The organism is Pseudomonas sp. FW300-N2F2 (assembly GCF_017351655.1).
GTDB classification, from domain to species: Bacteria; Pseudomonadota; Gammaproteobacteria; order Pseudomonadales; family Pseudomonadaceae; genus Aquipseudomonas; species Aquipseudomonas fluorescens_AA.
The window spans coordinates 2256276-2278198 of sequence record NZ_JACNDQ010000001.1 but is presented as its reverse complement, the minus strand read 5'-3'; the positions used below and the strand labels follow the sequence as shown (position 1 = coordinate 2278198).

General features: G+C 60.8%; 17 protein-coding genes. 14 read left to right on the top strand and 3 right to left on the bottom strand.

Features of this window, described 5'->3' with window-relative positions; translation table 11 throughout:
* Nucleotides 1–9 precede the first annotated feature (9 nt).
* A complete protein-coding gene (locus tag J4E63_RS10105) occupies nucleotides 10–1056 on the bottom strand; it encodes a LacI family DNA-binding transcriptional regulator (protein ID WP_207281824.1) in 1047 nt (348 codons plus the stop codon).
* Nucleotides 1057–1262: 206 nt separating this feature from the next.
* On the opposite strand from J4E63_RS10105, the gene J4E63_RS10100 reads away from it, so the two are divergent.
* The 3 genes from J4E63_RS10100 (at nucleotide 1263) to J4E63_RS10090 (ending at nucleotide 5897) form a co-directional block, all read left to right on the top strand.
* Nucleotides 1263–3521: a TonB-dependent receptor gene (locus tag J4E63_RS10100; protein WP_207281823.1), complete on the top strand. Its 2259-nt coding sequence runs from the start codon at nucleotides 1263–1265 to the stop codon at nucleotides 3519–3521.
* A 39-nt stretch (nucleotides 3522–3560) separates the two neighbouring features.
* Nucleotides 3561–4895: an LLM class flavin-dependent oxidoreductase gene (locus J4E63_RS10095; RefSeq protein ID WP_207281822.1), complete on the top strand. Its 1335-nt coding sequence runs from the start codon at nucleotides 3561–3563 to the stop codon at nucleotides 4893–4895.
* Between the two features lie 63 nt (nucleotides 4896–4958).
* The gene (locus J4E63_RS10090) at nucleotides 4959–5897 is read left to right on the top strand and encodes a sulfonate ABC transporter substrate-binding protein (protein ID WP_207281821.1); all 939 of its coding nucleotides are present in this window, start codon (nucleotides 4959–4961) and stop codon (nucleotides 5895–5897) included.
* Nucleotides 5898–5984: 87 nt separating this feature from the next.
* On the opposite strand, the gene J4E63_RS10085 is transcribed toward J4E63_RS10090, so the two are convergent.
* On the bottom strand, nucleotides 5985–8408 hold the full coding sequence (locus J4E63_RS10085; protein WP_207281820.1) for a glucose/quinate/shikimate family membrane-bound PQQ-dependent dehydrogenase: 2424 nt from the start codon (nucleotides 8406–8408) through the stop codon (nucleotides 5985–5987).
* Between the two features lie 361 nt (nucleotides 8409–8769).
* Here J4E63_RS10085 and J4E63_RS10080 point away from each other — a divergent pair, with 361 nt between their 5' ends.
* The 11 genes from J4E63_RS10080 (at nucleotide 8770) to J4E63_RS10030 (ending at nucleotide 20746) form a co-directional block, all read left to right on the top strand.
* Nucleotides 8770–9498 (top strand): SDR family NAD(P)-dependent oxidoreductase, encoded by a 729-nt coding sequence (locus J4E63_RS10080; RefSeq protein WP_207281819.1) that lies wholly within the window; start codon nucleotides 8770–8772, stop codon nucleotides 9496–9498.
* Nucleotides 9499–9513: 15 nt separating this feature from the next.
* On the top strand, nucleotides 9514–10347 hold the full coding sequence (locus J4E63_RS10075) for a CmcJ/NvfI family oxidoreductase (protein ID WP_207281818.1): 834 nt from the start codon (nucleotides 9514–9516) through the stop codon (nucleotides 10345–10347).
* Nucleotides 10348–10752: 405 nt separating this feature from the next.
* Nucleotides 10753–11673 carry an ABC transporter substrate-binding protein gene (locus tag J4E63_RS10070; protein WP_207281817.1) on the top strand — a complete coding sequence of 307 codons (921 nt, stop codon included), beginning with the start codon at nucleotides 10753–10755 and terminating at the stop codon, nucleotides 11671–11673.
* Nucleotides 11670–12782 (top strand): phosphotransferase enzyme family protein, encoded by a 1113-nt coding sequence (locus J4E63_RS10065; protein WP_207281816.1) that lies wholly within the window; start codon nucleotides 11670–11672, stop codon nucleotides 12780–12782. Before J4E63_RS10070 ends, J4E63_RS10065 begins: the two co-directional genes overlap by 4 nt.
* The gene (locus J4E63_RS10060) at nucleotides 12779–13651 is read left to right on the top strand and encodes a sulfurtransferase (protein ID WP_207281815.1); all 873 of its coding nucleotides are present in this window, start codon (nucleotides 12779–12781) and stop codon (nucleotides 13649–13651) included. The genes J4E63_RS10065 and J4E63_RS10060 overlap by 4 nt, the downstream gene beginning before the upstream one ends.
* A gap of 127 nt (nucleotides 13652–13778) precedes the next feature.
* Entirely contained in the window at nucleotides 13779–15926 is a 2148-nt protein-coding gene (locus J4E63_RS10055) for a TonB-dependent siderophore receptor (RefSeq protein WP_207281814.1), read from the top strand.
* Between the two features lie 12 nt (nucleotides 15927–15938).
* On the top strand, nucleotides 15939–16778 hold the full coding sequence (locus J4E63_RS10050; protein WP_207281813.1) for a 5'-nucleotidase, lipoprotein e(P4) family: 840 nt from the start codon (nucleotides 15939–15941) through the stop codon (nucleotides 16776–16778).
* Nucleotides 16779–16790: 12 nt separating this feature from the next.
* The gene (gene pnuC / locus J4E63_RS10045) at nucleotides 16791–17369 is read left to right on the top strand and encodes a nicotinamide riboside transporter PnuC (RefSeq protein ID WP_192260559.1); all 579 of its coding nucleotides are present in this window, start codon (nucleotides 16791–16793) and stop codon (nucleotides 17367–17369) included.
* A 184-nt stretch (nucleotides 17370–17553) separates the two neighbouring features.
* On the top strand, nucleotides 17554–18288 hold the full coding sequence (locus J4E63_RS10040; protein ID WP_207281812.1) for a UTRA domain-containing protein: 735 nt from the start codon (nucleotides 17554–17556) through the stop codon (nucleotides 18286–18288).
* A gap of 319 nt (nucleotides 18289–18607) precedes the next feature.
* Complete coding sequence (cysK, locus tag J4E63_RS10035) at nucleotides 18608–19555, top strand: cysteine synthase A (RefSeq protein ID WP_207281811.1); 948 nt, start codon at nucleotides 18608–18610, stop codon at nucleotides 19553–19555.
* 9 nt (nucleotides 19556–19564) lie between these two features.
* Nucleotides 19565–20746 (top strand): cysteine desulfurase family protein, encoded by a 1182-nt coding sequence (locus J4E63_RS10030; protein ID WP_207281810.1) that lies wholly within the window; start codon nucleotides 19565–19567, stop codon nucleotides 20744–20746.
* Nucleotides 20747–20798: 52 nt separating this feature from the next.
* Here J4E63_RS10030 and J4E63_RS10025 read toward each other — a convergent pair whose 3' ends face one another.
* Nucleotides 20799–21662, bottom strand: coding sequence for a nitroreductase family protein (locus J4E63_RS10025; protein WP_259333695.1), 864 nt, complete (start codon nucleotides 21660–21662; stop codon nucleotides 20799–20801).
* Nucleotides 21663–21923 lie beyond the last annotated feature (261 nt).

The following is a 21923-nucleotide window of genomic DNA, read 5'->3' as shown; positions in this document are numbered from 1 at the left end:
TTCTGCCATTCACGCACTCTCGCGCTCGATCAAACGACACGTCAGCAGATTCAATCGCGGCACGTCACCCTCCACTGGCAGGCGACCCAGACTCTCCAATACACGCGTGGCGGCCAAAACGCCGATTTCAAGCGCCGGGGGCTTGATGGTACTCAGGCTCGGCAACAGCATTTCGGCAAAAGGATAATCGCCAAAACCAAACACAGCGCAATCTTCGGGGATGTTCAGCCCGGCCCTTTTTCCGGCCAACAAGCCACCGGCAGCAAGGTTATCGTTGGCAAAAATGATCGCGTCGGGGCGCAAGGCCTCGCTCATCAATGCATCCATGGCTTGCTTGCCTGCCTCGAACGGCGCCCGGCCGGCATCGGGCGTGAATACCCAAGGCTCCAGCTCCAACGCCAGCAACGTCGCGGCATAGCCTTCGCAACGCTCCTGCGCGCTGAGGTCTCCCACCATGCTGTTCTGCACAAAAGCAATGCGTCGATAACCCTTGCCGTGCAGATAACGAACAGCTGTCACACCGACTTCATAGTGGGAAAAACCGATCTGCACCGGGTCACGTTCAGGTTGGTAATCCCAGGTTTCAATCACCGGAATGTCCGCCTCCGCGATCATCTTTTCGGTGCCGGCGCTGTGGTAGTGGCTGGTCAGCACCAGCGCCGCCGGTGACCAGCCAAGGAACGCCCGAACCGCGTTTTCCTCCTGTTCCAGGGAGAAATAACTCGACGCCAGCAGCGGCTGATAACCGTGCAGGCTGAGGGTGTCGCTGAAGCCTTGAAGGGTATTGGCGAAGATTGGGCCGGAGATGTTCGGGATCACCATCGCCACGATCTTGCCCCTCGCCGATGCCAGCCCACCGGCCACCAGATTCGGCACATAACCCAGCTCATTGACCGCCGCCGCGATCCTTTCGCGACGCTCGGGTGAGACCTGCTCCGGCTGGTTGAAATAGCGCGAGACCGTGATGGCGGAAACGCCGGCGTGCTTGGCCACCGTGCTCAGCGTCACGCGTCCGGCGCCGCGGCGTTTGCGTCCGGGGGGCTTCTCGATACTCAACTGGAACTCCTTTTTATCCTTAAATTGCATATAAATATAATTTTTTATTATTTTACGATCTATACCGGATCTCTCAATACTGGTGATGTTAGCGCTACCGAAGCATGTTGTCTGCTACTCGCTCGAGCGAATGCCCCAAGACAAATTCAAGGCGCCGTGGCTAAAGGCCAGCGGCGGTTCAGGGCAACTTCCAAGCAGGCACAACGATGCATTACATTCTTGGGGAACAACAGAAACTGGCGCGGTTGATACGCGCCGCCACGCCGCGCCAGCAGCATCTGGGCCTGTTACTGGCTGGACTCACAGCGTTGCCACTGCCCTACGCCGTTGCCGCGGACAGTACCGCAGCCGTCCAGGTTCAACCGCTGACCCTGGAGGCAGTCACCGTCACTGCCACCCGCCGCGAAGAGTCCCTGCAGAAAGTCCCGGTGGCGGTTTCGGTGGTAGACGGCGAACAGCTGGAGCGTGACAACCGCAACGGCGTCGCCAGTATCGTCCAACAGGTGCCGTCGCTGAATTTCCGCACTGGCGCGTCGAACAAAGACACCTCGCTGTTCATCCGCGGGGTCGGGACCATTTCCACCTCCCCCGGCGTCGAACCAACGGTGGCGACAGTGATCGACGGCGTGGTTTACGGCCGTCCCGGCCAGGCAACCCTTGACCTTCTCGATCTGGAGCGCATCGAAGTGCTGCGCGGCCCGCAGGGCACGCTGTTCGGCAAGAACGCCTCGGCCGGGGTGCTGAACATCGTGACCAAGGCGCCCGGCAGCGAGACCCACGGCTACATCGACCAGTCGTACTACAGCGGCAATGAAAGCCGCACCCGCTTCGGCATCGGCGGCAGCCTGATTCCAGAAACCCTGACCGGTTCCGTCACCACGCTGTTCGGCAGCTACGATGGGAATGTCGACAACGAACACAACGGTCATGAAGTCAACGGCTACAACCGCAAGGGCGTGCGCGGCAAACTGGCATTCACGCCCAACGACGACGTCACCTTCACCCTTGCGGCCGACTACATGCAGTCCCACGACGATGCGCCCAATGGGGTGGTTACCAAGGCCCTGACGCCAGCGTTCGCCAATGCCTTGAACCCGGTGCGGGCAAGCGGCGATAACCGTGACATCAACACCGACACCCGCAGCCATGTGGAAGACGTCAACAAGGGCTTGTCCGGCCAGCTCGACTGGAACCTCGGCGACTACACCCTGACATCCATCACCGCCTGGCGCGGCTGGGACAACACCCAATACCAGGACGGCGACCGTCTCGGCACCGTCACTGCCGCCTTTCCCGGCACCGCCGACAAGGGCGAGCTGGATTACAACCAATACTCCCAGGAACTGCGCCTGGCCTCACCCAAGGGCCAGTTTCTCGAATACGTAGGCGGCCTGTTCTACATGCACGCCAAGGACGAGGAAACCTACCGACGCACGTTGACCACCGTCAGCACCGCCAATCGTGGCGTCGCCGACTACAGCACCACCAGCGACAGCTATGCGGTGTTCGGCGAAAGCACCCTCAATTTCACTTCGGACTTTCGTGGCATCGCCGGCCTGCGCTGGACTCACGACGACCTGGAATACGATCACCGCCGTGTTTCCACCTCGACCACTGCGGTCAGCGGCATTCAGCCAGGCACCAGCAGTTCCGGCTCGGTGGACGAAGACGGCTGGTCCGGTCGGCTCGGCGTTCAGTATGACTTGAGCGACGCGGTCACGACCTACCTGACCTATTCGCGAGGTTATAAAGGCCCGGCCTACAACGTGTTCTTCAACATGCAACCACGCGATACCGAAGCGCTGAAACCGGAAACCTCCAACACCTGGGAAGTCGGCATCAAGGCGACCTCATGGAACAATCGCCTGACCACCAATCTGGCGGTGTTCCACAGCGACTACGACAACTACCAGGCAAACTTTTTCGACACCGTCGCAGGTCAAGTGGTGACGCGCCTGATCAATGCTGGCAGCGTCAGTACCGAAGGTGTCGAACTGGATTACACCTTGCAGGCGACTCAACAACTCAAGTTATCCGGCGCCCTTGCCTACACTCGCGCCAGGATCGACGAGTTCTCCTGCCCGGCGGGCGCGGCGGCTTCGTGCAACGTCAACGGCAAGCCGCTGCCGTACAGCCCGGACTGGAAAAGTTACGTGCGCGCCGACTACAGCATTCCGCTGGACAACGGTCTGGATGTTGAACTGGGGACCGACTACAGCTGGCAGAGCGAGGTGCAGTACGACATCAGCCAGAACCCGGATACCAGACAGGGCGCCTACGGTATCTGGAATGCCAGCATTGCCCTGGCCGATTACAACGAAGGCTGGCGCGTAGCGCTGCTGGGCAAGAACCTCGCCGACAAGTCCTACTCACCGCTGCTGGCCAGTGGAGGCAACTACATCTACCGGGCTGTGCCCCGGGACGACGAGCGCTATTTCGGTGTGCAAGTGCGCAAGGATTTCTGAGCCGTTGCGCACGCTCGACGATTGATCAAGGAACTGGCTATGACCCACACAACCCGCCAACTCAAACTGGGCGCTTTTCTGATGGCCACCGGGCACCACGTCGCGGCATGGCGCCATCCACAGGTTCCGGCCGACGCCGGGCTGGATTTCAAGCATTACAAACATCTGGCCCAGATCGCTGAAGCAGCCAGATTCGATGCCTTGTTTGTCGCCGACAGCGTCGCCGCGGCGACGGGTGAAGCAGCCAGCCGCATGGCGCGCTCGGATCATTTCGAGCCGTTGACCCTACTATCGGCCCTGAGCGCAGTCACCGAGCACATCGGGCTGATCGCAACCGCCACGACGAGCTACAACGAGCCCTACCATGTGGCGCGTAAATTCGCCTCCCTGGATCACCTGTCCGGCGGCCGCGCGGGCTGGAATCTGGTGACGTCCGACGCGGCCGCGGAAGCGGCGAATTTCGGCCGCGAAGAACACATCGGTCACGCCGAGCGTTACCGTCGCGCCCGGGAATTTCACCAAGTCGTCACCGGCCTCTGGGACAGCTGGGAAGATGACGCGTTCATCCGAGACAAGGCTTCGGGTCAGTACTACGACCCAGGCAAGCGGCATCTCCTGGATCACAGCGGCGAATACTTCAAAGTCAAAGGCCCGCTGAACGTCGCCCGCTCCCCCCAAGGCCAGCCGGTAGTCGTCCAGGCCGGCGCTTCACAAACCGGCCGGGAGCTGGCGGCGCAAACCGCTGAAGTGGTGTTTACCGCACAGACATCACTGGCCAATGCCCAGGCTTTTTATGCCGATTTGAAGGGCCGCCTGGAAGCGTTCGGACGCAATCCTGACTCGCTGAAAATCATGCCGGGGGTGTTTGTCGTGGTCGGAGAGACACAAGCGCAAGCCTGGGAGAAGTTCGAAGAGTTCCAGGCGCTGGTCGAGCCCGAAGTCGGCATCGCCCTGCTTGGGCGCATGCTGGGCAACTTCGATTTATCCGGTTACCCGCCGGACGGCCCGTTGCCTGAGCTCCCGCTGACCGATAACGGCCAGCAAAGCCGACAGCAACTGCTGACCGACCTGGCCGGCTCGGAAAACCTCAGCCTGGCGCAATTGGGCCGCAGAATCGCCGGCGGCCGTGGGCATTACAGCCTGATCGGCACACCGGGACAAATTGCCGATGAATTGCAGAACTGGTTCGAAAGCGACGCGGCGGACGGTTTCAACGTGTTGGTCCCCCACCTGCCCGGTGGGCTGGAAGACTTCGCGCAGCAGGTGGTGCCCGAACTGCAAAGGCGTGGGCTGTTTCGCCGTGAATACGAGGGCCGGACCCTACGGGAAAATCTGGGACTGGCGCGCCCGGGCAACCGCTTCGTATCAACCTGACAAGCAACTCTTCCAATGCCGGGAACGGCCTCTACAGTTCCGGCACAACAAAGAGAGACGACGATGAATGTTCTGAAAAAAATTTGTGCAGGTCTTGCCCTGCTCGGCCTGACCCACATCGCCGCCGCGGCGGACCCCGCGACGCTGAGGATCGGCTACCAGAAGGGCTCGATCGCCCTGGTACTGGCCAAGGAACACGGTCTCCTGGAAAAACGCTTCGGACAGACCGCCATCAAGTGGATCGAATTCCCAGCCGGGCCGCAGATGCTCGAAGCACTGAACATCGGCGCGCTGGATGTCGCCTCCACGGGCGACATTCCACCGCTGTTCGCCCAGGCCGCCGGCGCCGACCTGGTGTACATCGGCGCCGAGCCGGCCAAACCCCAGGCCGAAACCATCCTGGTGCGCGGTGATAGCCCACTGCACGACATTGCCCAGCTCAAAGGTAAGAAAGTCGCCTTCCAGAAAGGCTCCAGCTCACACAACCTGATCCTGCGCGCCTTGAACAAGGCGGGGCTGAGTTACAAAGACATACAGCCGATCTACCTGCCTCCCGCAGACGCACGCGCGGCATTCGAACAAGGCAGCGTCGATGCCTGGGCGATCTGGGAACCCTACGCGTCACTGGCCCTGAGCCAAAGCGGCGGCCGCGTACTCGCCAATGGCGAAGGATTGGGCCTGTCCGGCCCGGTCTACACCGCCCGGCGCGACTATGCCCAAAGCCACGGTGCGTTCCTCCATGCACTGCTTGATGAGCTGACCGCAGCCGAAGCCCTGACTCGCAGCCAACGGGAGGCAAGCCTTCGAGTGCTGACTCAATCCATGGGGTTGCCCGAAGCCGTGGTCGCTCGTTACGTGGATAGTCGGCCGCCGTCACCCGTGCTGCCCATTGATGAAAAAATCATCGAAGCGCAGCAGGCCACAACAGATCTGTTTTATGCCAACAAACTGTTGCCTAAACGGCTGGACGTGAAGGATGCGGTCTGGACGCCGGCAAACTGAGGCTGACCTGGCGCGGTCAACGCGCCAGGTTCCGGATCGCCGTGTCGAATCAGACCGCCTGCCCGTAGGGCAAGCATATTGGCCGATTCAAGGCAGGCTATAGGCTATGACCCAATCTCCTCGGTCCGGGGACTGACGAGCACCACCGGCGGTGATGACGACGTACTGTTTTCCGGACTTCGGCGACACGTAAGTCATCGGGCCTCCTTGGCTACCCACTGGCAAACGGGCTTTCCAGATTTCCTCACCGTCAAAGCTGTTGAAAGCGCGCAGGTAGAAATCCTGGGTACCAGCAATAAACACCAGGCCACCTTGCGTCGACAGCGTGCCACCAAGGGTTGGCAGACCCACCTTGATCGGAAGGTGCATACGGATCCCAAGGGGGCCCGTGTCTTCGACGGTGCCGACCGGGACTTGCCAGGCAACCTTACGAGTCTTCATGTCGATGGCGGTCAGGGTGCCGAATGGCGGCGCCTGGCATGGAATGCCTGCAACCGACAGGAAGCGGTTTTTGTTGACCGCATAAGGCGTGCCTTTTAGCGGAACAGCCCCCATGCCTGTGTTCAGCGCTTCGCCAGCGGACGCACCGGTAGGCCGGGCTTTAGGTGCCTCTGCTGGGGCCCCGATCATCTGGATCCACAGGCCCAGACGCATGTCGTTGACGAAGATGAAGCCATGCACTGGGTCAGTAGAGATGCCGCCCCAGTTCATGCCGCCCAGCGAACCCGGGAAGCTCAGCGATTTGTCGGTGCCCGGCGCTGTAAAAAGGCCCTCGTAACGCATGGACTTGAAGTCGATACGGCATAGCAACTGATCGTAAGGCGTCGCGCCCCACATATCCGACTCGGTCAAATGCTGGGCACCGATCTGTGGCATACCGACGGATTTTGGCTGGGTCGGCGAGTACGGTTCGTTCGGAATGTCGCCCGGCCTGACGGGGACTTCACTGACTTCCGTCAGCGGCTTGCCGGTAGCGCGGTCGAGGACGAAAATCTGCCCGGCCTTGGTCCCGATCACCACCGCAGGAACAGTTTTGCCGTCTGCTTGCGGGAAATCGATCAGGCTCGGTTGCATCGGCAAATCGAAGTCCCAGAGATCGTTGTGCACGGTCTGATAGACCCACTTCTCATCACCGCTGGTGGCATCCAGCGCCAGCAGTGAGGCGCCGTACTTGTGGTTCAACTCGGTACGTTCAACACCATAGATGTCGGTGGACGAACTGCCCATTGGCAGGAACACCGTGTTGGTTGCCGGATCGTAAGACATCGGCGCCCAACTGTTCGGGGTGCTGCGTACATAGGTACTGTTGTCAGCTGGCGCGGTTTTGCTTTGCGGGTTACCCGGGTCGAACGCCCAACGCATTTGGCCGCTGATCACGTCAAAACCACGAATCACGCCGCCTGGCATGTCGGTTTGAACGTTGTCGGCAACGCGGCCGCCAACCACCACCGTGGTACCGGCCATTAGCGGCGCCGAGGACAATTGATAGTAGCTGTCCGGCACATTGCCCAGACCGGCTTTGAGATCAACTTGGCCATTGGTACCGAAACCCTGGCAGAACTCGCCTGTGTCAGCATCGACGGCAATCAGGCGCGCATCAATGGTATTCGTCAGCACACGACGCTGGCAGTTGGCGCCGGCAGGAATGCTGACCGGTGTGATTGGCGAGCGGGTCGCCTGGGCGACTGGCTGGGTAGCGTCAAAATAGGCGAGGCCACGGCAACGCTGCCAGACTTTCGACTGCGCGTTGATCGCGTTCTTCCACAACTCTTTACCGGTGTCGGCATCGAGGGCGATCAGGTTGTTGTGGGGTGTGCAGATGAACACCTTGTTACCAATCTGCAGTGGCGTCAGTTGGTCTTCGGCGCCATTACCATCGCTCTCGGCGATATCGCCGGTGTGATAAGTCCACGCGACCTTCAACTTGTCGACGTTGTTGCGATTGATCTGATCCAGCGCGGCGAAACGACTGCCACCCTCGGTGTTGCCGTAGTGCGCCCAATCCTTTTGAGCTTTGGCCGGGTCGACCGGCGTCACGCCTGGGCCATCACCTGTCGGGGCGACGCTTGGATGAGCCACGAACATGTTGCCCGCCGCGACGGCGAGCACCACGGCCAACACGCCCGCCAGGCCATAGGCACCGCGGCCCGAAGCTGCACCGCTGGCACGCTTGAGCAGTGGATACACCAACGTCACTGCCAAGCCGATTACGCCAAACATGAACAGGCGCGAGAACAGTGGCCAGAACACTAGCCCGACATCCACCAGCGCCCAGATTGCCGTACCGAGGAGAAACGCCCCGAACCACCACGCACCGGCCGGTTTTCGGCAAGCGATCAACACACCTGAAATGACCATGGCAAGGCCACCGATCAGGAAGTACCACGACCCTCCCAAACTAAGCAACTTCACCCCGCCAACAGCCAGCGCAAGGCCGAGCATGGTGATGATCACGCCTAATCCAATCAAAATGATTGCCGAGATCCTTGATAGGTGCTGTGCATGCTTCATATAAAAACCTTCACTGAAATGAAGTGAATATTATATAGGTAGCTAACTACTTATTGGTGCCTTACGTCGGCACCGTCACCTCCAAAGTCTAGGATTCGGACATTTGTTTGATGTCCTTACTTGGCGGCAGCCCGAATTCCCTAAGGTATTCTCGACTGAATTGAACACATCATCTGGACCGGGTGGTGTCCTGGGACTCGAACAAAACCGGCCAACGCAAACGGTTCGTAAGTTCACGGGCCGCGCCCTCCGATTCCGCACGCCTGAAACCGCGAGCATAACCTTAGCTGTCGAAATTCTTATTCCTCGTGCTCGGCGACGGTTAGATTGCTAGCTACGTATCTCTTGGAGGGTGTTGCGAATGGCTGACTCAGTGGTGTGGGTTGCCGGGGTCGGCGCGGTCGCGGGATTGGGCGCTGCATTGGCGCGACGATTCGCCCGCGAGGGTTACCGCGTGGTGGTTAGCGGCAGGAGCCTGGACAAGTTGCAGGCAGTGGTCGCGGATATCGAAGCAACCGGGGGCAAAGCGGATGCAGTTGTGGCCGACTCAGGAATCGAGACCCAGGTGCTCGAGGCGATTACGCGGGTGAATCAGCTCGGCACGCTCAAAGCGGCAATTTTCAATGTGGGCAATTCGGTATCCGCACCGTCGCTTGAGTTGAGCGCAGAACTGTTCGAGCAAACCTGGCGCGCATCCACCCTGGGTGGGTTTCTGTTCGCTCGCGAGGCGACCCGGGCGCTGCTCGACAATGGCGGCGGCAGCCTTCTGTTTACCGGCGCGACCGCATCGTGGCGGGGCAAACCGCCGTATACCGCATTCGCAGCTGGCAAGGCCGGACTGCGTTCGGTGGCGCAGTCCTTTGCCCGTGAATTCGGCCCGAAGAACGTGCACGTCGCCCATGTGGTCATCGACGGCTCCATTGATGGCGAGCGAATCAAGAGCCGTGCGCCGGATTACCTTGCCAAGCTGGGTGAAGACGGCTCATTGAAACTCGACGATATCGCCGACGCTTATTGGTACCTGCATACCCAACCGCGCAGCGCCTGGACCCAGGAATTGGACCTGAGGCCATTCAAGGAACCGTTCTGACCTGGAGGTGTTTTTATGGGAACCGATCAGACTCAACTCGCCCCCGTCTCCGTGCGCAGCGTGCTGAACTACCTGCAGGACACCGGAGGGCGTCCAGTGAACTACACCTACCCGCCGCCCGACGGCGTGGCCCAACGCAGCGGCGTGTTGGACCCGACTCAGGTGACCATCCACAACGCACGGTTACTCGACGAGCCGGCGAATCTCAACCGCCAGGGTTTCGAAAAAGTTGATCACACCAGCGCCGTTGCGAACCTTGAAGACGACGAACAAGTGCGCCTGTATTACTACCCGGAAACCGAAGCCCTGCTCAAACAGCAGACCGGTGCCGTGAAGGTGGTGATCTTCGACCATACGATCCGCGTCGATGACCCTGGCCGGGAAGCCCGTGGCCTGCGTGAACCGGTGCGCTACGTGCACAACGACCAGACCGAACGCTCGGCTATCCGCCGCGTCCGCGACCACCTGCCGGCAGAGGAAGCCGAACAGCGCCTGCTCAAGCGCTTTGCGATCATCAACGTGTGGCGCCCCATCGGTGCGCCAGTGCTGAGCACCCCCCTTGCCTTGTGCGATGCGCGCAGCATGGCCGATAGCGATCTGCTGCCCAGCGACCTGGTGTACCGCGACAAGGTCGGCGAGACGTTTTCGGTCAAGGCCAACCCGGCCCACCGCTGGTATTACTATTCGCAGTTACAGCCCGATGAAGTCTTGCTGCTGAAAATCCATGATTCGCGCCAGGATGTGGCCCGGCTGAGTGCCCACACCGCCTTTGATGACCCGACGACGCCAGAGGATGCGCCGCCGCGCCGCAGTATCGAATTACGCGCACTGGTGTTCTTCGACACGTAAATCAAGGCTTCACCCAGCAACGGATCGCAGGCTTGGCTACCGACCAAGCCTGCGATCCGTGCTGGGTGAACAAAATGATTACGCAAGCCGCTGATCGCCACGACACGATCCCCGCCGAAATGCGCCTGGAAGGTTCGATTCGCACCGTCAACGATGAACGACGCGAAGATGTGTGACAGCCCATGGCCCGCACCGCAGCGCACATTGCCGAAGCTTAGGGGGCCACCGCCAAAATGGGCTACCTGCCGGGAAATTACCGCGCCGGCGACAACAACACTGTCAGTGAAGCCAATTTCAGGTCGCCCGGTGCGGTTATATCCATAGCAATAAAGGATATTGGTATATACCAGATCACTCCCTTATAAATCGCTTCCATCAAAAGACGTTGGACGGGAGTGGCAAGCGATGGTGTCGGTAAAGGTAATGCTCGAGTACTTCCATCCCTGGCCGAATTCGGCGGGTTTGTACCTGGCGCGGGAGCGCGGCTGGTATGAAGAGCTGGGCCTGGATGTGGAATTGGTGGTGCACGACCCCTACCGCGGCGACACCTTGCAGCACCTGTTGGCCGGCGCGGCGGACTTTGGCGTATTTCCCAGCAACCGCCTGCTGGTACGTCGGGGCCTGGGCCAGCCGTTGCAGGGTATCGCGGCGATCAACCATGCAGGCCTGGAATCGATCCAGACCCTCACTGATTCCGGCATCCGCCGCCCCCGCGATCTGGTCGGCAAGCGCCTGGCCCTCAACCCGACACCACGTGGCCTGGCCATGGTGCGCCACTTGGTGAACCGCGACGGAGGCGACTTCGACGCTGTGATCCTGGTGAACAGCGGTGTGCGCGAACTGCGCCCCGAGCAACTCGCCGAAGGTATCGCCGACGCCAGTTTTGGTGGTTACTGGGCCTGGGAAGCTTTGATGCACAGCCCCATCGAAGCGACGCGGCGCGTGGTGTTGCGGGTGGACGACATCGGCGCACCGGCCTATCACAGCTACCTGCTCGGCACCCATGAACGCACCCTGGCCGACAAACCTGAAGTGGTGCGTGACTTCCTCGCGGCCACCGCTCGCGGTTACCTGGCCGTGGCTCAGGATCCGTCGATTGCCCTCACCGCCTACGAACACACCACGCCGTACTTCCCGACCGAACTGCTGAGTGCGTCACTGCATAAAATCGCCCCGACCTGGCTGCATGAAGGCCGCTGGGGCGAGCAACGCCAGGCGCTGCTGGCACCCTACGCCGAGTGGCTGCACGAGCATGCGGTGCTCGACAATCCGCAGGTGTGGCAAGGCGCAACCAGCAACGCTTATCTGCCCGAGGTGAGCGCATGAACCCCCAACGCACCGCTCACGGCCTTGGGCTGGAGCCGGTCGTCGCCGACTGGCCGGCCCTGCACGAAACCGACATCGAACACCTGCTGCGGGAGTACCCGCAACTGGGTCCGCTGCATAGCCTGCATTGGCACAGCCCAAGGCCGTTTTCCGCAGCGGGGCTGATCACCACCCGCCATGCGACGCTGTTCGTCAAACGACATCACCAACGGGTGCGCCAAGCCGCGTGGCTGCAAGAAGAACACCAACTGATCGCCCACTTGCATCGCCAAGACGCGCCAGTGGCGGCGGTAGTGCCGAATCGACATGGCGCGACGGCCACGGTGCAAGGAGAGTGGACCTATGAAGTGCACCACGTCGCCGAGGGCCTGGACCTGTACCGCGATGCGCTGTCGTGGTCGCCGTTCCAGAATCTTCAGCATGCCTTCGCCGCCGGCCAGGCGTTGGCCCGCTTGCATCAGGCCGCCGAACACTACGACGCGCCCCGACGCCAGACCCACGTGCTTCTGGCAAACGCGCGGCTGATCGAACAGCCTGCCCCCCTGGAAGCCATCGCCCATATCGCCAGCCCTTACCTGGCAGGCAAGGATTGGCGAGCCCAACTCAGCGAACTGTTGTTGCCGTGGCACAACGCATTGCACCCGTTGTTACGTGAACAACCACCGCTGTGGACCCACAACGACTGGCACGCCTCCAACCTGTTATGGAGTGCTGATGGCAGCGTTTCGAGCGTGCTGGATTTCGGACTGGCCGACCGCACCTTCGCCCTCTTCGACCTGGCAACTGCCATTGAGCGCAACGCCGTGCCCTGGCTGGAACTGGACACTGGCGGTGCGGCTCGCGCCGATCTCGACAGCGTCGATGCCCTGCTTACCGGTTATCACCAGGTGCGCCCGCTGAGCGCGAAAGATTTACATACCCTCAGCGCCTTGCTGCCGTTGGTGCATGTAGATTTTGCGCTGTCCGAAGTGGCGTATTACCAGGATGTGGTGGGCTCCACCGCCAGTGCAGACGTGGCGTACTACGCGTATCTGCTGGGTCATTTGCGCTGGTTCGCCGGGCCGCAAGGGCAACGTCTGCTCGGCCATATCCGGCGTAAAGTCGTATGAGTATTCTGGTCGATAGCCAATGGCTGCAGGCGCATCTGGACGCCCCTGGATTAGTGGTGCTGGACGCCACGGTAGTGCTGCCATCACCCGAGTTCGATGGCGACTACCGCGTCGATAGCGGTTACGACGGCTGGTTCCAGGCACACATCCCGGGCTCGCGGCATGCCGACCTATTGACTGAACTGGCGGACACCCAGGCCGGTTTCAGCTTTGCCTTGCCGCGTCCCGAGGCACTGGTGAACGCCTTGGCAAACCTTGGCGCAGGCGAAGGAAAAACCGTGGTTATCTATGACCGCGCCGACGGCTTCTGGGCCGCACGGTTGTGGTGGATGCTGCGTGGCACAGGTATCGACGCCAGGGTGCTGGATGGCGGTTTCAACGCTTGGCGTGAAGCCGGTCTGCCAGAACACAGCGGCCCTGCCAAGCCGATAACGCCTGTGCAACACTGGCCGATCAACCCGCGCCCAGAGCTGTGGATCGACCGCAGCGGTGTAGAAGCAATCGTCGCTGGCAACGCACCGGGACAACTGATCTGCGCCCTCGGCGCGGCCCTTTTCGAGGGCACCGCCGCCACCCGCTACGCCCGACGCGGGCATATCCCCGGCAGTCGCAACCTGCCGGCGCGCCACCTGTTCGACGCTCACGGCCGCTACCTGCCCAAGGATGCCCTGGCCCTGGCGATTGGCCCCACGCTGCTGCACAGCGAAGGCCCACTGATCCTGTATTGCGGCGGCGGTATCTCCGCGGCTGCCAACGCGTTGGCTCTGACCCTGCTGGGTCGCCAGGACATCGCGATCTACGACGGTTCCTTGCAGGAATGGGCCGCCGACGCACGTTTACCAATGACTACCGGAGCAGCTCCGGCTTGACGCCACTTTCGGCGAATTCGGCTTTTTCATCACGAACTGGCAACCCGTCCGTTGCGCAGCGCTGGGCCCCTTTGCGCCCGATAAAAGCGTACGGCAATGGCCGGCAGACCTTTGGAGCGCTCTTTATATGGCTACACCTTACCGTCACACGCTGCTCGCCCTGAGCATCACCCTCGCCGCTGCGGCAGCCCATGCCCAGGAGGCGACGCTGGACACCGTCACCGTCGTCGGCCAGGAAACCAACGACTATCAGGCAAAAAAAGCCGCCGTGGCCGGTTTCGATAGCGCGCCGTTGCTGGACACCCCGGCGTCCGTCGCGGTGATCACCGAAGCGCGCCTGAAAGACCAGCAGGCACGCCTGCTCAGTGAGGTATTGAAAAATGACGCCTCGGTCGGCGACAGCTATGCGCCGGTCGGCTACTACGAGAATTTCGTGATCCGTGGCTTCGCCCTCAATCCGGCCAGCAGCTACAAGATCAACGGCCGCACCATCACCGGCGAACAGAACGTGGCGCTGGAAAACAAGCAACAGGTGGAAGTGCTCAAAGGTCTGTCTGGCTTGCAGAGTGGCGTCTCCGAGCCCGGCGGACTGGTCAACTACGTGAGCAAGCGCCCGGAAAATGTGCGCTCGGTGACGGTGTCTACCAACGAACAGGGCGAGCGCTACCTGGCCACCGATGTCGGCGGCTGGCTCGGCACCGAACAGCAGGTGGGTGTGCGCGTCAACCTGGCCCATGAAGACATTCGCTCCTACGTCGACCACGCCGACGGCAAGCGCGATTTCGCCTCCTTGGCGCTGGACTGGAACATCAGCCCCAACGCCCTGTTGCAACTCAACGCCGAGTACCAGGACCGCGAGCAGCGCTCGGTGCCGGGCTATCAATTGCTCGGCGGCACCGAGGTGCCGCATCACGTTTCGCCCAAGGACCTGCTGGCGTACCAGAGCTGGTCGAACCCGGTGGGCATCCGCTCCCTGAACCTCGATGGGCTATTCGAATACCGCTTCAACGACGCCTGGAAGGCCAGCTTCAGTGCGTCCCGCAGTCGCGTAGTGATCGACGACTACAGCACCTTCGCCTGGGGTTGCTACGGTGCCGCCAGTTGCGCCAGTACCGCTGTGCCCAACCACTTCAGCGCCGAGGGTGACTATGACATCTCCGACTACCGCAGCCCCGACGACACCCGCCGCAACGAAGAAGCCCAGGCTGCGTTCAATGGCCAGTTCGACACCGGTTTCCTCAAGCATGACCTGACCTTCGGCACCACTGCGTTCCGTCGCCTGGTGGACCGGCGCACCTCGGTCAACGAGTACATCGGCGAGGGCAATATCTATGAGCCGTCACCGGTACTGGAACCCTACGACGGCCCGCTTGGCCACACCTACCGGCGCCTCGACAGCCGCCAGTACGGCCTGTTCGCCAGCGACCGCATCAGCTTCAACGAGCAGTGGCAAACCCTCCTCGGCGGGCGCCAGGTACGCCTCGATGAAGAGACTTACAACCAGGCCGGCGCCACCACCCGGCACACCCAACGCAGCGTGTTCCTGCCCCAGGTGGCGCTGATCTACAAGCCGCGCCCGGACACGTCGCTGTATGCCAGCTACAGCAAAGGTTTGTCCCTGGGCGGTGAAGCTGCGTGGTTCAGCAGCAACGCCGAAGAGGTACTGCCGCCCACCACGTCACGCCAGTTGGAAGTCGGGATCAAGCGTGACTTCCAGCGCCTGAGCCTGACTGCCGCGTTGTTCCAGATCAGCCAGGATTTGCAATACAACCGACCGAACGACGACGGCACCACCACTTTCGTGCAGCAAGGCACACAAAAGAATGTAGGGATTGAACTGTCAGCCAACGGCCACGTGACCTCCGACCTGCAACTCTCGGCGAGCGTCGCGGCGATCCGCGCCCGGGTCAGTGGCAGCGGCACCGATGACTACGACGGCCACCAGGCGATCAACGTGCCCAAGCTGCGCGCCAGCTTGCACGGCGACTACAGCATTCCCGGCATCCCCGGCCTGGCCTTGCTCGGCGGAGTGCAATACAGCGCGAGTAAATACGCCAACCGCCAGGCCACGGTGAAAGTCGACGATTACGCGGTGTTCGATGTGGGCAGTCGCTACACCACCAAGGTTGGCGATTACGATACTGTGCTGCGACTGACTGTCGACAACCTGTTCGACAAACGCTACTGGCGAGATGTGGGTGAATCCGCAGGCGACGGCTACCTGTTCCTGGGTGCGCCGCGCACGGCGCGATTGTCCGCCACCGTCAATTTTTGAGGCTGACTGACCATGCGTAATTTGATTATTTCCACTGTATGCCTACTCTCCACCGCCCTGGTGGGCTGCCAGCAGCAACCGCCCGCCAACGATCAACTGGACGCAGTGCTGTGGGCCCAGACCTCCATTGAGCACGAACTGATTTATCGCCAGGTATTCGCCAGCGCTACGCGTCAACTGGACGCGGCCCTGGCCGACCTGACCTGGGACGCCCTGCCCTTTGCGCCGCGCAACCTCACCGGCCTGCCGCCAGCGGTGGTGGTGGATATCGACGAAACCGTGCTGGACAACGTACCGCTCAATGCCCGGGACATCCTCAACAACCAGGTCTACTCCTACGATCGCTGGAACACCTGGGTCGACCAGGCCAAGGCCCAGGCGCTCCCCGGCGCCGTAGAGTTCCTGCAGGCGGCTGATAAGAAAGGCATCACCGTCTACTACATCACCAACCGTGAACACAGCCAGGTCCAGGCGACAGTCAACAACCTGCGCCTGCGCGGCTTCCCGGTAGAGCGCAACGAACAGGTACTGGCCGCCAGCACCCCGACCGGTCACTGCGAACAGGCCGGCTACGGCAAGAACTGCCGCCGCCAATGGGTCGCCAGCCACGCCCGTGTGCTGATGCTGGCCGGCGACTCCTTCGGTGACTTCGTGCAGGCCGAGCACAACACCCTGGCCGACCAACGCAAGGCCGCCGCCCCCTACCTGGCGTGGCTGGGCCAACGCTGGTTCCTGTTGCCCAACCCGACCTACGGCAACTGGTACAGCGCCCCCTATGGCGACCAGGAAAAACTGCCCTTTGAACGCAAGCGCCAACTCAAGCAACAGGCGCTGCATCTAGAAAATCAGTGATAAGAGAACCCTATGTCGCCACTGGAAATCGTCGCCGTGTTCTTCAACATCGCCGGGGTCTGGCTCACCGCACAACGGGTGCGCTGGTGCTGGCCGGTCAGTGTGATCGCGGTGTTGCTGTACGCCTGGATCTTCTTCGACGTGAAGCTGTATTCGGACATGCTCCTGCAACTGGTCTTCGCCGTGCTCCAAGGCTATGGCTGGTGGCGCTGGAGCACTGGGCGCGTCGAGGCTGGCAAGGTGCGGGTGGAGCGCCTGCCACCCAACGAGGCATGGCGACACTTGCTCGCGGGCGCGGTCGGCGCCGTTGCCCTCGGCGCGGTGATGCATCATTTCACCGATGCCGCCCTGCCCTGGCTGGATTCGCTGCTCACCGCGTTCAGCCTGGTGGCCAGCCTGTGGGCGGCGCGCAAATACATGGCCAGTTGGTGGTTATGGATGGTGCTGGACGCGGCCTACGTGGGTCTGTTCCTGTATAAAGACCTGCAATTGACCGCCGCCCTCTACGCCGGTTTTGTGCTGCTGGCGGCCTATGGTTTACGGGCCTGGCGCCGAGATTTCCTGCTGCAGAAACAACAGCATCACCTATAGCCGAGGGTTGGCTTACAAGCGTGTTTTCATTGCGCTCGCGCCTCAAGACCGATGGCGACCATCGGCCGGGCTCGGCCCATGGCGCCTCATTCCGCGTTGCCTGAAGCCTGCCTGGGACAGGTGACCTGGGCCAGCAGGAACGGTAGAGTCACCCTCATGTCATGCCTGCACACGGAACCCCAGGATGCCTTTCGACCCGATTTCCCCGCATTACCAGCGCATCCGCGAACAGATCGCCAACGACATCGCCGCCGGTGTCCCCCAGGCCGATGAAAAATTCCCCTCCGAACGGGAAATGATCGAACGCTTCGGCTGCACTCGCGTCACTTTGCGCCAGGCCCTGCAGCAACTGGAGGCCGAGGGCCTGGTGTATCGGGAAAATCGCCGGGGCTGGTTTGTCAGCCCCCAGCGCATCCGCTACGACCCGACGCGCATCAGCGGTTTCATGGATTACGTCAGTGCCCAGGGCCGCATACCCCGCACCGAATGCCTGCATGCCGAACTGCGCCCGGCAGGCCCGTGGCTGGCCAAGCGCATGGGTTTGGCCTCGGCGGACGAACCGGTGTTTTTCCTGCAACGCCGCCGCTGGATCGACCGCCGCCCGGTGCTGCTGGAGTTCAACGCCTTGCTCGCCAGTTGGTGCCCCGGCCTGCTGGAGGTCGACTTGAACACCTCGCTGACACAACTACTGCGCGAACGGTTTGGGCGCGTGCAATCACGCTGCGAATTGGAGATGCATATCGGCACGGTGAATGAAGAACAGGCCGAGTTGCTACAACTGTCACCGGGTTCCACCAGTGTATACCTGGAGCGCTTGAACTTTGGCGAAGACAACCAGCCGGTGGAGTTCGACCAGGAATTCTGGCGCCCGGATGCGCTGTCGATCGTGATGGAGACGCGGTATCCGGGAACTCCCTGAGGCCTCGGCACAGACGCCGCCGACAAGTCCCGCGTACATGGCGTTGAGGCGAGCGACTATTGAAATCACTTCAGGCGCCAGGCGGCCCCGAGAACCCTGCCCATTGGCGTGTTGGGCCAGATCAGTACCCTCTCGTGCCTCAACAAGACGTCGGCCCCCATTTCAGGCTCTAGACGCACGCCCCTATCCCGCCAGGCATCTAAGCTTCGCCATTTTTTTCGTTTTTCATTAAAGCGCTCCCGCGATAGTTTCCTCTCCCAGACTCGCTCGCATTCGCGCGTGGGCATCAACTGTATGCGTAATGTACTTGCGAGGAATCATGCCTACATTCAGAGGCCACGTTTACGAAAGTATCATCGACACCATCGGCGCCACACCACTCGTGCGCCTCAACCGACTCGCAACCGAGCTCAACCTCCCGGTTCAATTGTTAGGCAAGCTTGAATTCTTCAACCCACTGTCTTCGGTTAAAGATCGCCTTGGCCTGGCACTCATCAACGACGCCGAACAATCCGGGCGGCTCCAGCCCGGCTCGACAATTATTGAACCGACCTCAGGCAACACGGGTATCGCTCTTGCTTTCATCGCGGCCGCACGAGGCTACCGGTTGATTCTGTGCATGCCGGAAAGCATGTCCGAAGAGCGACGCAAAATGCTCCGGTTTCTGGGTGCAGAGTTGGAACTGACGCCCGCCAACCAAAGCATGAGTGGCGCCATCGCCAGGGCTCACGAGCTGCAGCAGGAAATACCCGATTCGATCGTCCTCCAGCAGTTCGAAAATCCTGCCAACCCGGCGATTCACAGGGTCACAACAGCCGAGGAAATCTGGAATGACACCGCCGGCGAAGTCGATATCGTTGTGGCGGGGATTGGCACAGGCGGTACCATTACTGGTGTGGGTGAAGTGCTAAAGGCTTACAAGCCTTCGGTCCAGATAATTGGCGTCGAGCCGGCCGGCAGCGCGGTTTTGTCAGGCGGCAAACCCGGGCCACACAAAATCCAGGGCATAGGTTCGGGCTTCCTGTCAAAGATTCTCAACTTGCAAGTGATCGACGAATTCCTCGCCATCAGTGACGACGACGCCCTCGATACCGCGCGAAAAATTGCCAGGCTCGAAGGCATACCGGTGGGTATCAGCTCCGGGGCCGCTCTGGCTGCCGCACGGAACATCGGACAGCGTCCAGAGAACGAAGGCAAAGTCATTGTCACCATCATTCCCAGCTTCGCCGAGCGCTACTTGTCGACCGCTCTGTTCGATGAGGTATGAAAAACCATCATGCCACGCATTATTCCCTGGATATGGCCCGCCACAACGGCCGAAAGCAACGCCGAGCCTGCACTGTACTTCGACTACGCCGCCACCACGCCTGTCGACGAACGCGTCATCGCTCGAATGATCGAATGCCTGGGCAAAGCGGACACGTTCGGTAACCCGGCGTCCAGTTCCCATGCCTTTGGCCAACGCGCCAAAGCGTTGGTGGAAGGAGCGCGCCAACAAGTCGCTGAGCTGGTCAACGCACGTCCCGAACAGATTGTCTGGACCTCGGGAGCCACCGAATCGAACAACCTCGCCTTAAAAGGCGTCGCCCAGGCTCGAGGTAAGCCCACTGGCCACATCATCAGCAGCCAACTTGAGCACAAAGCGGTGCTCGACACGCTTGGCCAACTGGAGGGCCAGGGGTTTTCAGTGACGTATCTGGCCCCCGATCAGGACGGTGCCATTACGCCTCAGGCACTCTGCCAAGCGCTGCGCGCAGACACCTTTTTGGTGTCCTTGATGCTGGTCAACAATGAACTGGGTACGCTGACCGATATCGACGCCATCGGGCGGATCGTGCGTGAGCACGACGCACTTTTTCATGTCGATGCCGCCCAGGCTACCGGTAAGGTCAGCATCGACTTGAAGAGGCTTGATGTCGATTTAATGTCCTTTTCCGCCCATAAAACCTACGGCCCAAAAGGTATTGGTGCACTTTATATAGGCTCGCGGGCCGAGGGAAAACTGCAGGCGCAAATTCATGGTGGAGGGCATGAACTGGGATTACGCTCGGGCACGCTGGCCACTCACCAGATTGTCGGCATGGGTGAAGCCTTCGCCATGGCCCGGGAACATGCCGAATCCGAACGCGAACGTATATCAGCACTGCGCGAGCGCCTGCTTAAGTCACTGGCGGGGCTGCCCATCACCATCAATGGCAACCGTACAAACCACATACCGAATACCTTGAGCCTGACGCCCTACTACGATTTCGCCCTCGGTAACGAACTCGCTCTCTCTTCCACTTCCGCTTGCAATTCAGCGAGCAATGAACCGTCCCACGTATTGCTGGCGCTACGCCTGCGGCCAAGCGAAGCGCTACGCACCATCCGGTTGAGCCTAGGTCGTTACAGCACAGAACGCGAGGTTGATCGCGCTGCGCAACTCATCCGAAGCGCCCTTACGATCCCGGTGCCATGACTGAAGTACATCTGCCGACGGCGCGCTTCGAACGCCGTCGGCAATGTCGCAGTCAGTCCAGGCTGAAGCCTCGCTCGCGTAACTGCCCGGCCAGGTTCGCCCGTCCACCCAGTGTTGCCGCATGCTGCAGGCGCTTCAGAACCAGCTCCGGCCAGCTAAGGATCGGGAGCTTCTGCTCACGATAGAAGGCTTGCAACCGGACACTGTACTCATCGACCAGGACATCCTCATTTGCCGTCGAATACACCTCATGGTGCACCACGGTGGCCTGAGGTAATCGCGGCTTGATTTCCGTACGATTCGCCGGGTCCTCATAACCGACACAGAGGCCGAAAACCGGAAAGCTGTTTTGTGGAAGTTGAAGTTCATCACTGACGGCAGCAATGTCGTTACGCAAAGCGCCGATATAAACACTCGACAGCCCCAAAGCCTCTAACGCCACCACTGCATTTTGCGCTGCCATGGCGACATCGATACTGCTGAACAGTAGGCTCTCAAGGTAATCGATGGCCGCCAACTCGGCCCCATGCCGTTGTGCCTGCCGTTTCGCCCGTGACAAATCAGCAACCCAGACCAGAAACAGCGGTGCCTCGACGATGTGTTGCTGACCACCAGCGATCTCGGCAAACCGACGTCGACGTTGTGGACTTTCGACGTTGATCACACTCAAGGACTGCAGATTGGACGATGTCGCCGCCGATTGTGCCGCTGCGACTATAGCCTCCAGGGTGCCCGGGGGCACCCGTGTCGGCAGGTAATGACGCACACTGCGGTGCGCAAGCAATGACTCCACTATCGCATTACTGGGAGACAGGGTTTTCTCGGTAGCGTCACCGTAACGCCGCCACAGTGACTCACTGGGTATCGCTGTCATGCTGTTTTCTCCAGACGATGCGCACCATTGCGCGCGAATCATCTTAGAGCTCCGAGCTTGCAACAAAAGCGCGTTTTCCAACTATGCAAATGCAATCGGCGACTCGAGTTACGGAACGCGAACCAAACGTTCAGATAGCCGATAAATGACTTTAGATTGGAGATAAATTCAGTTCCTGAACGGATCGTCCAGAATTACTCTCACTTCGCCGTAACGATACGGCTTCATGTTCCGACTATCACGAGATGGAGGTGACGTTAAACAAACAACGATTGCGAGGGTGCCATGCATATCCTGCAAATT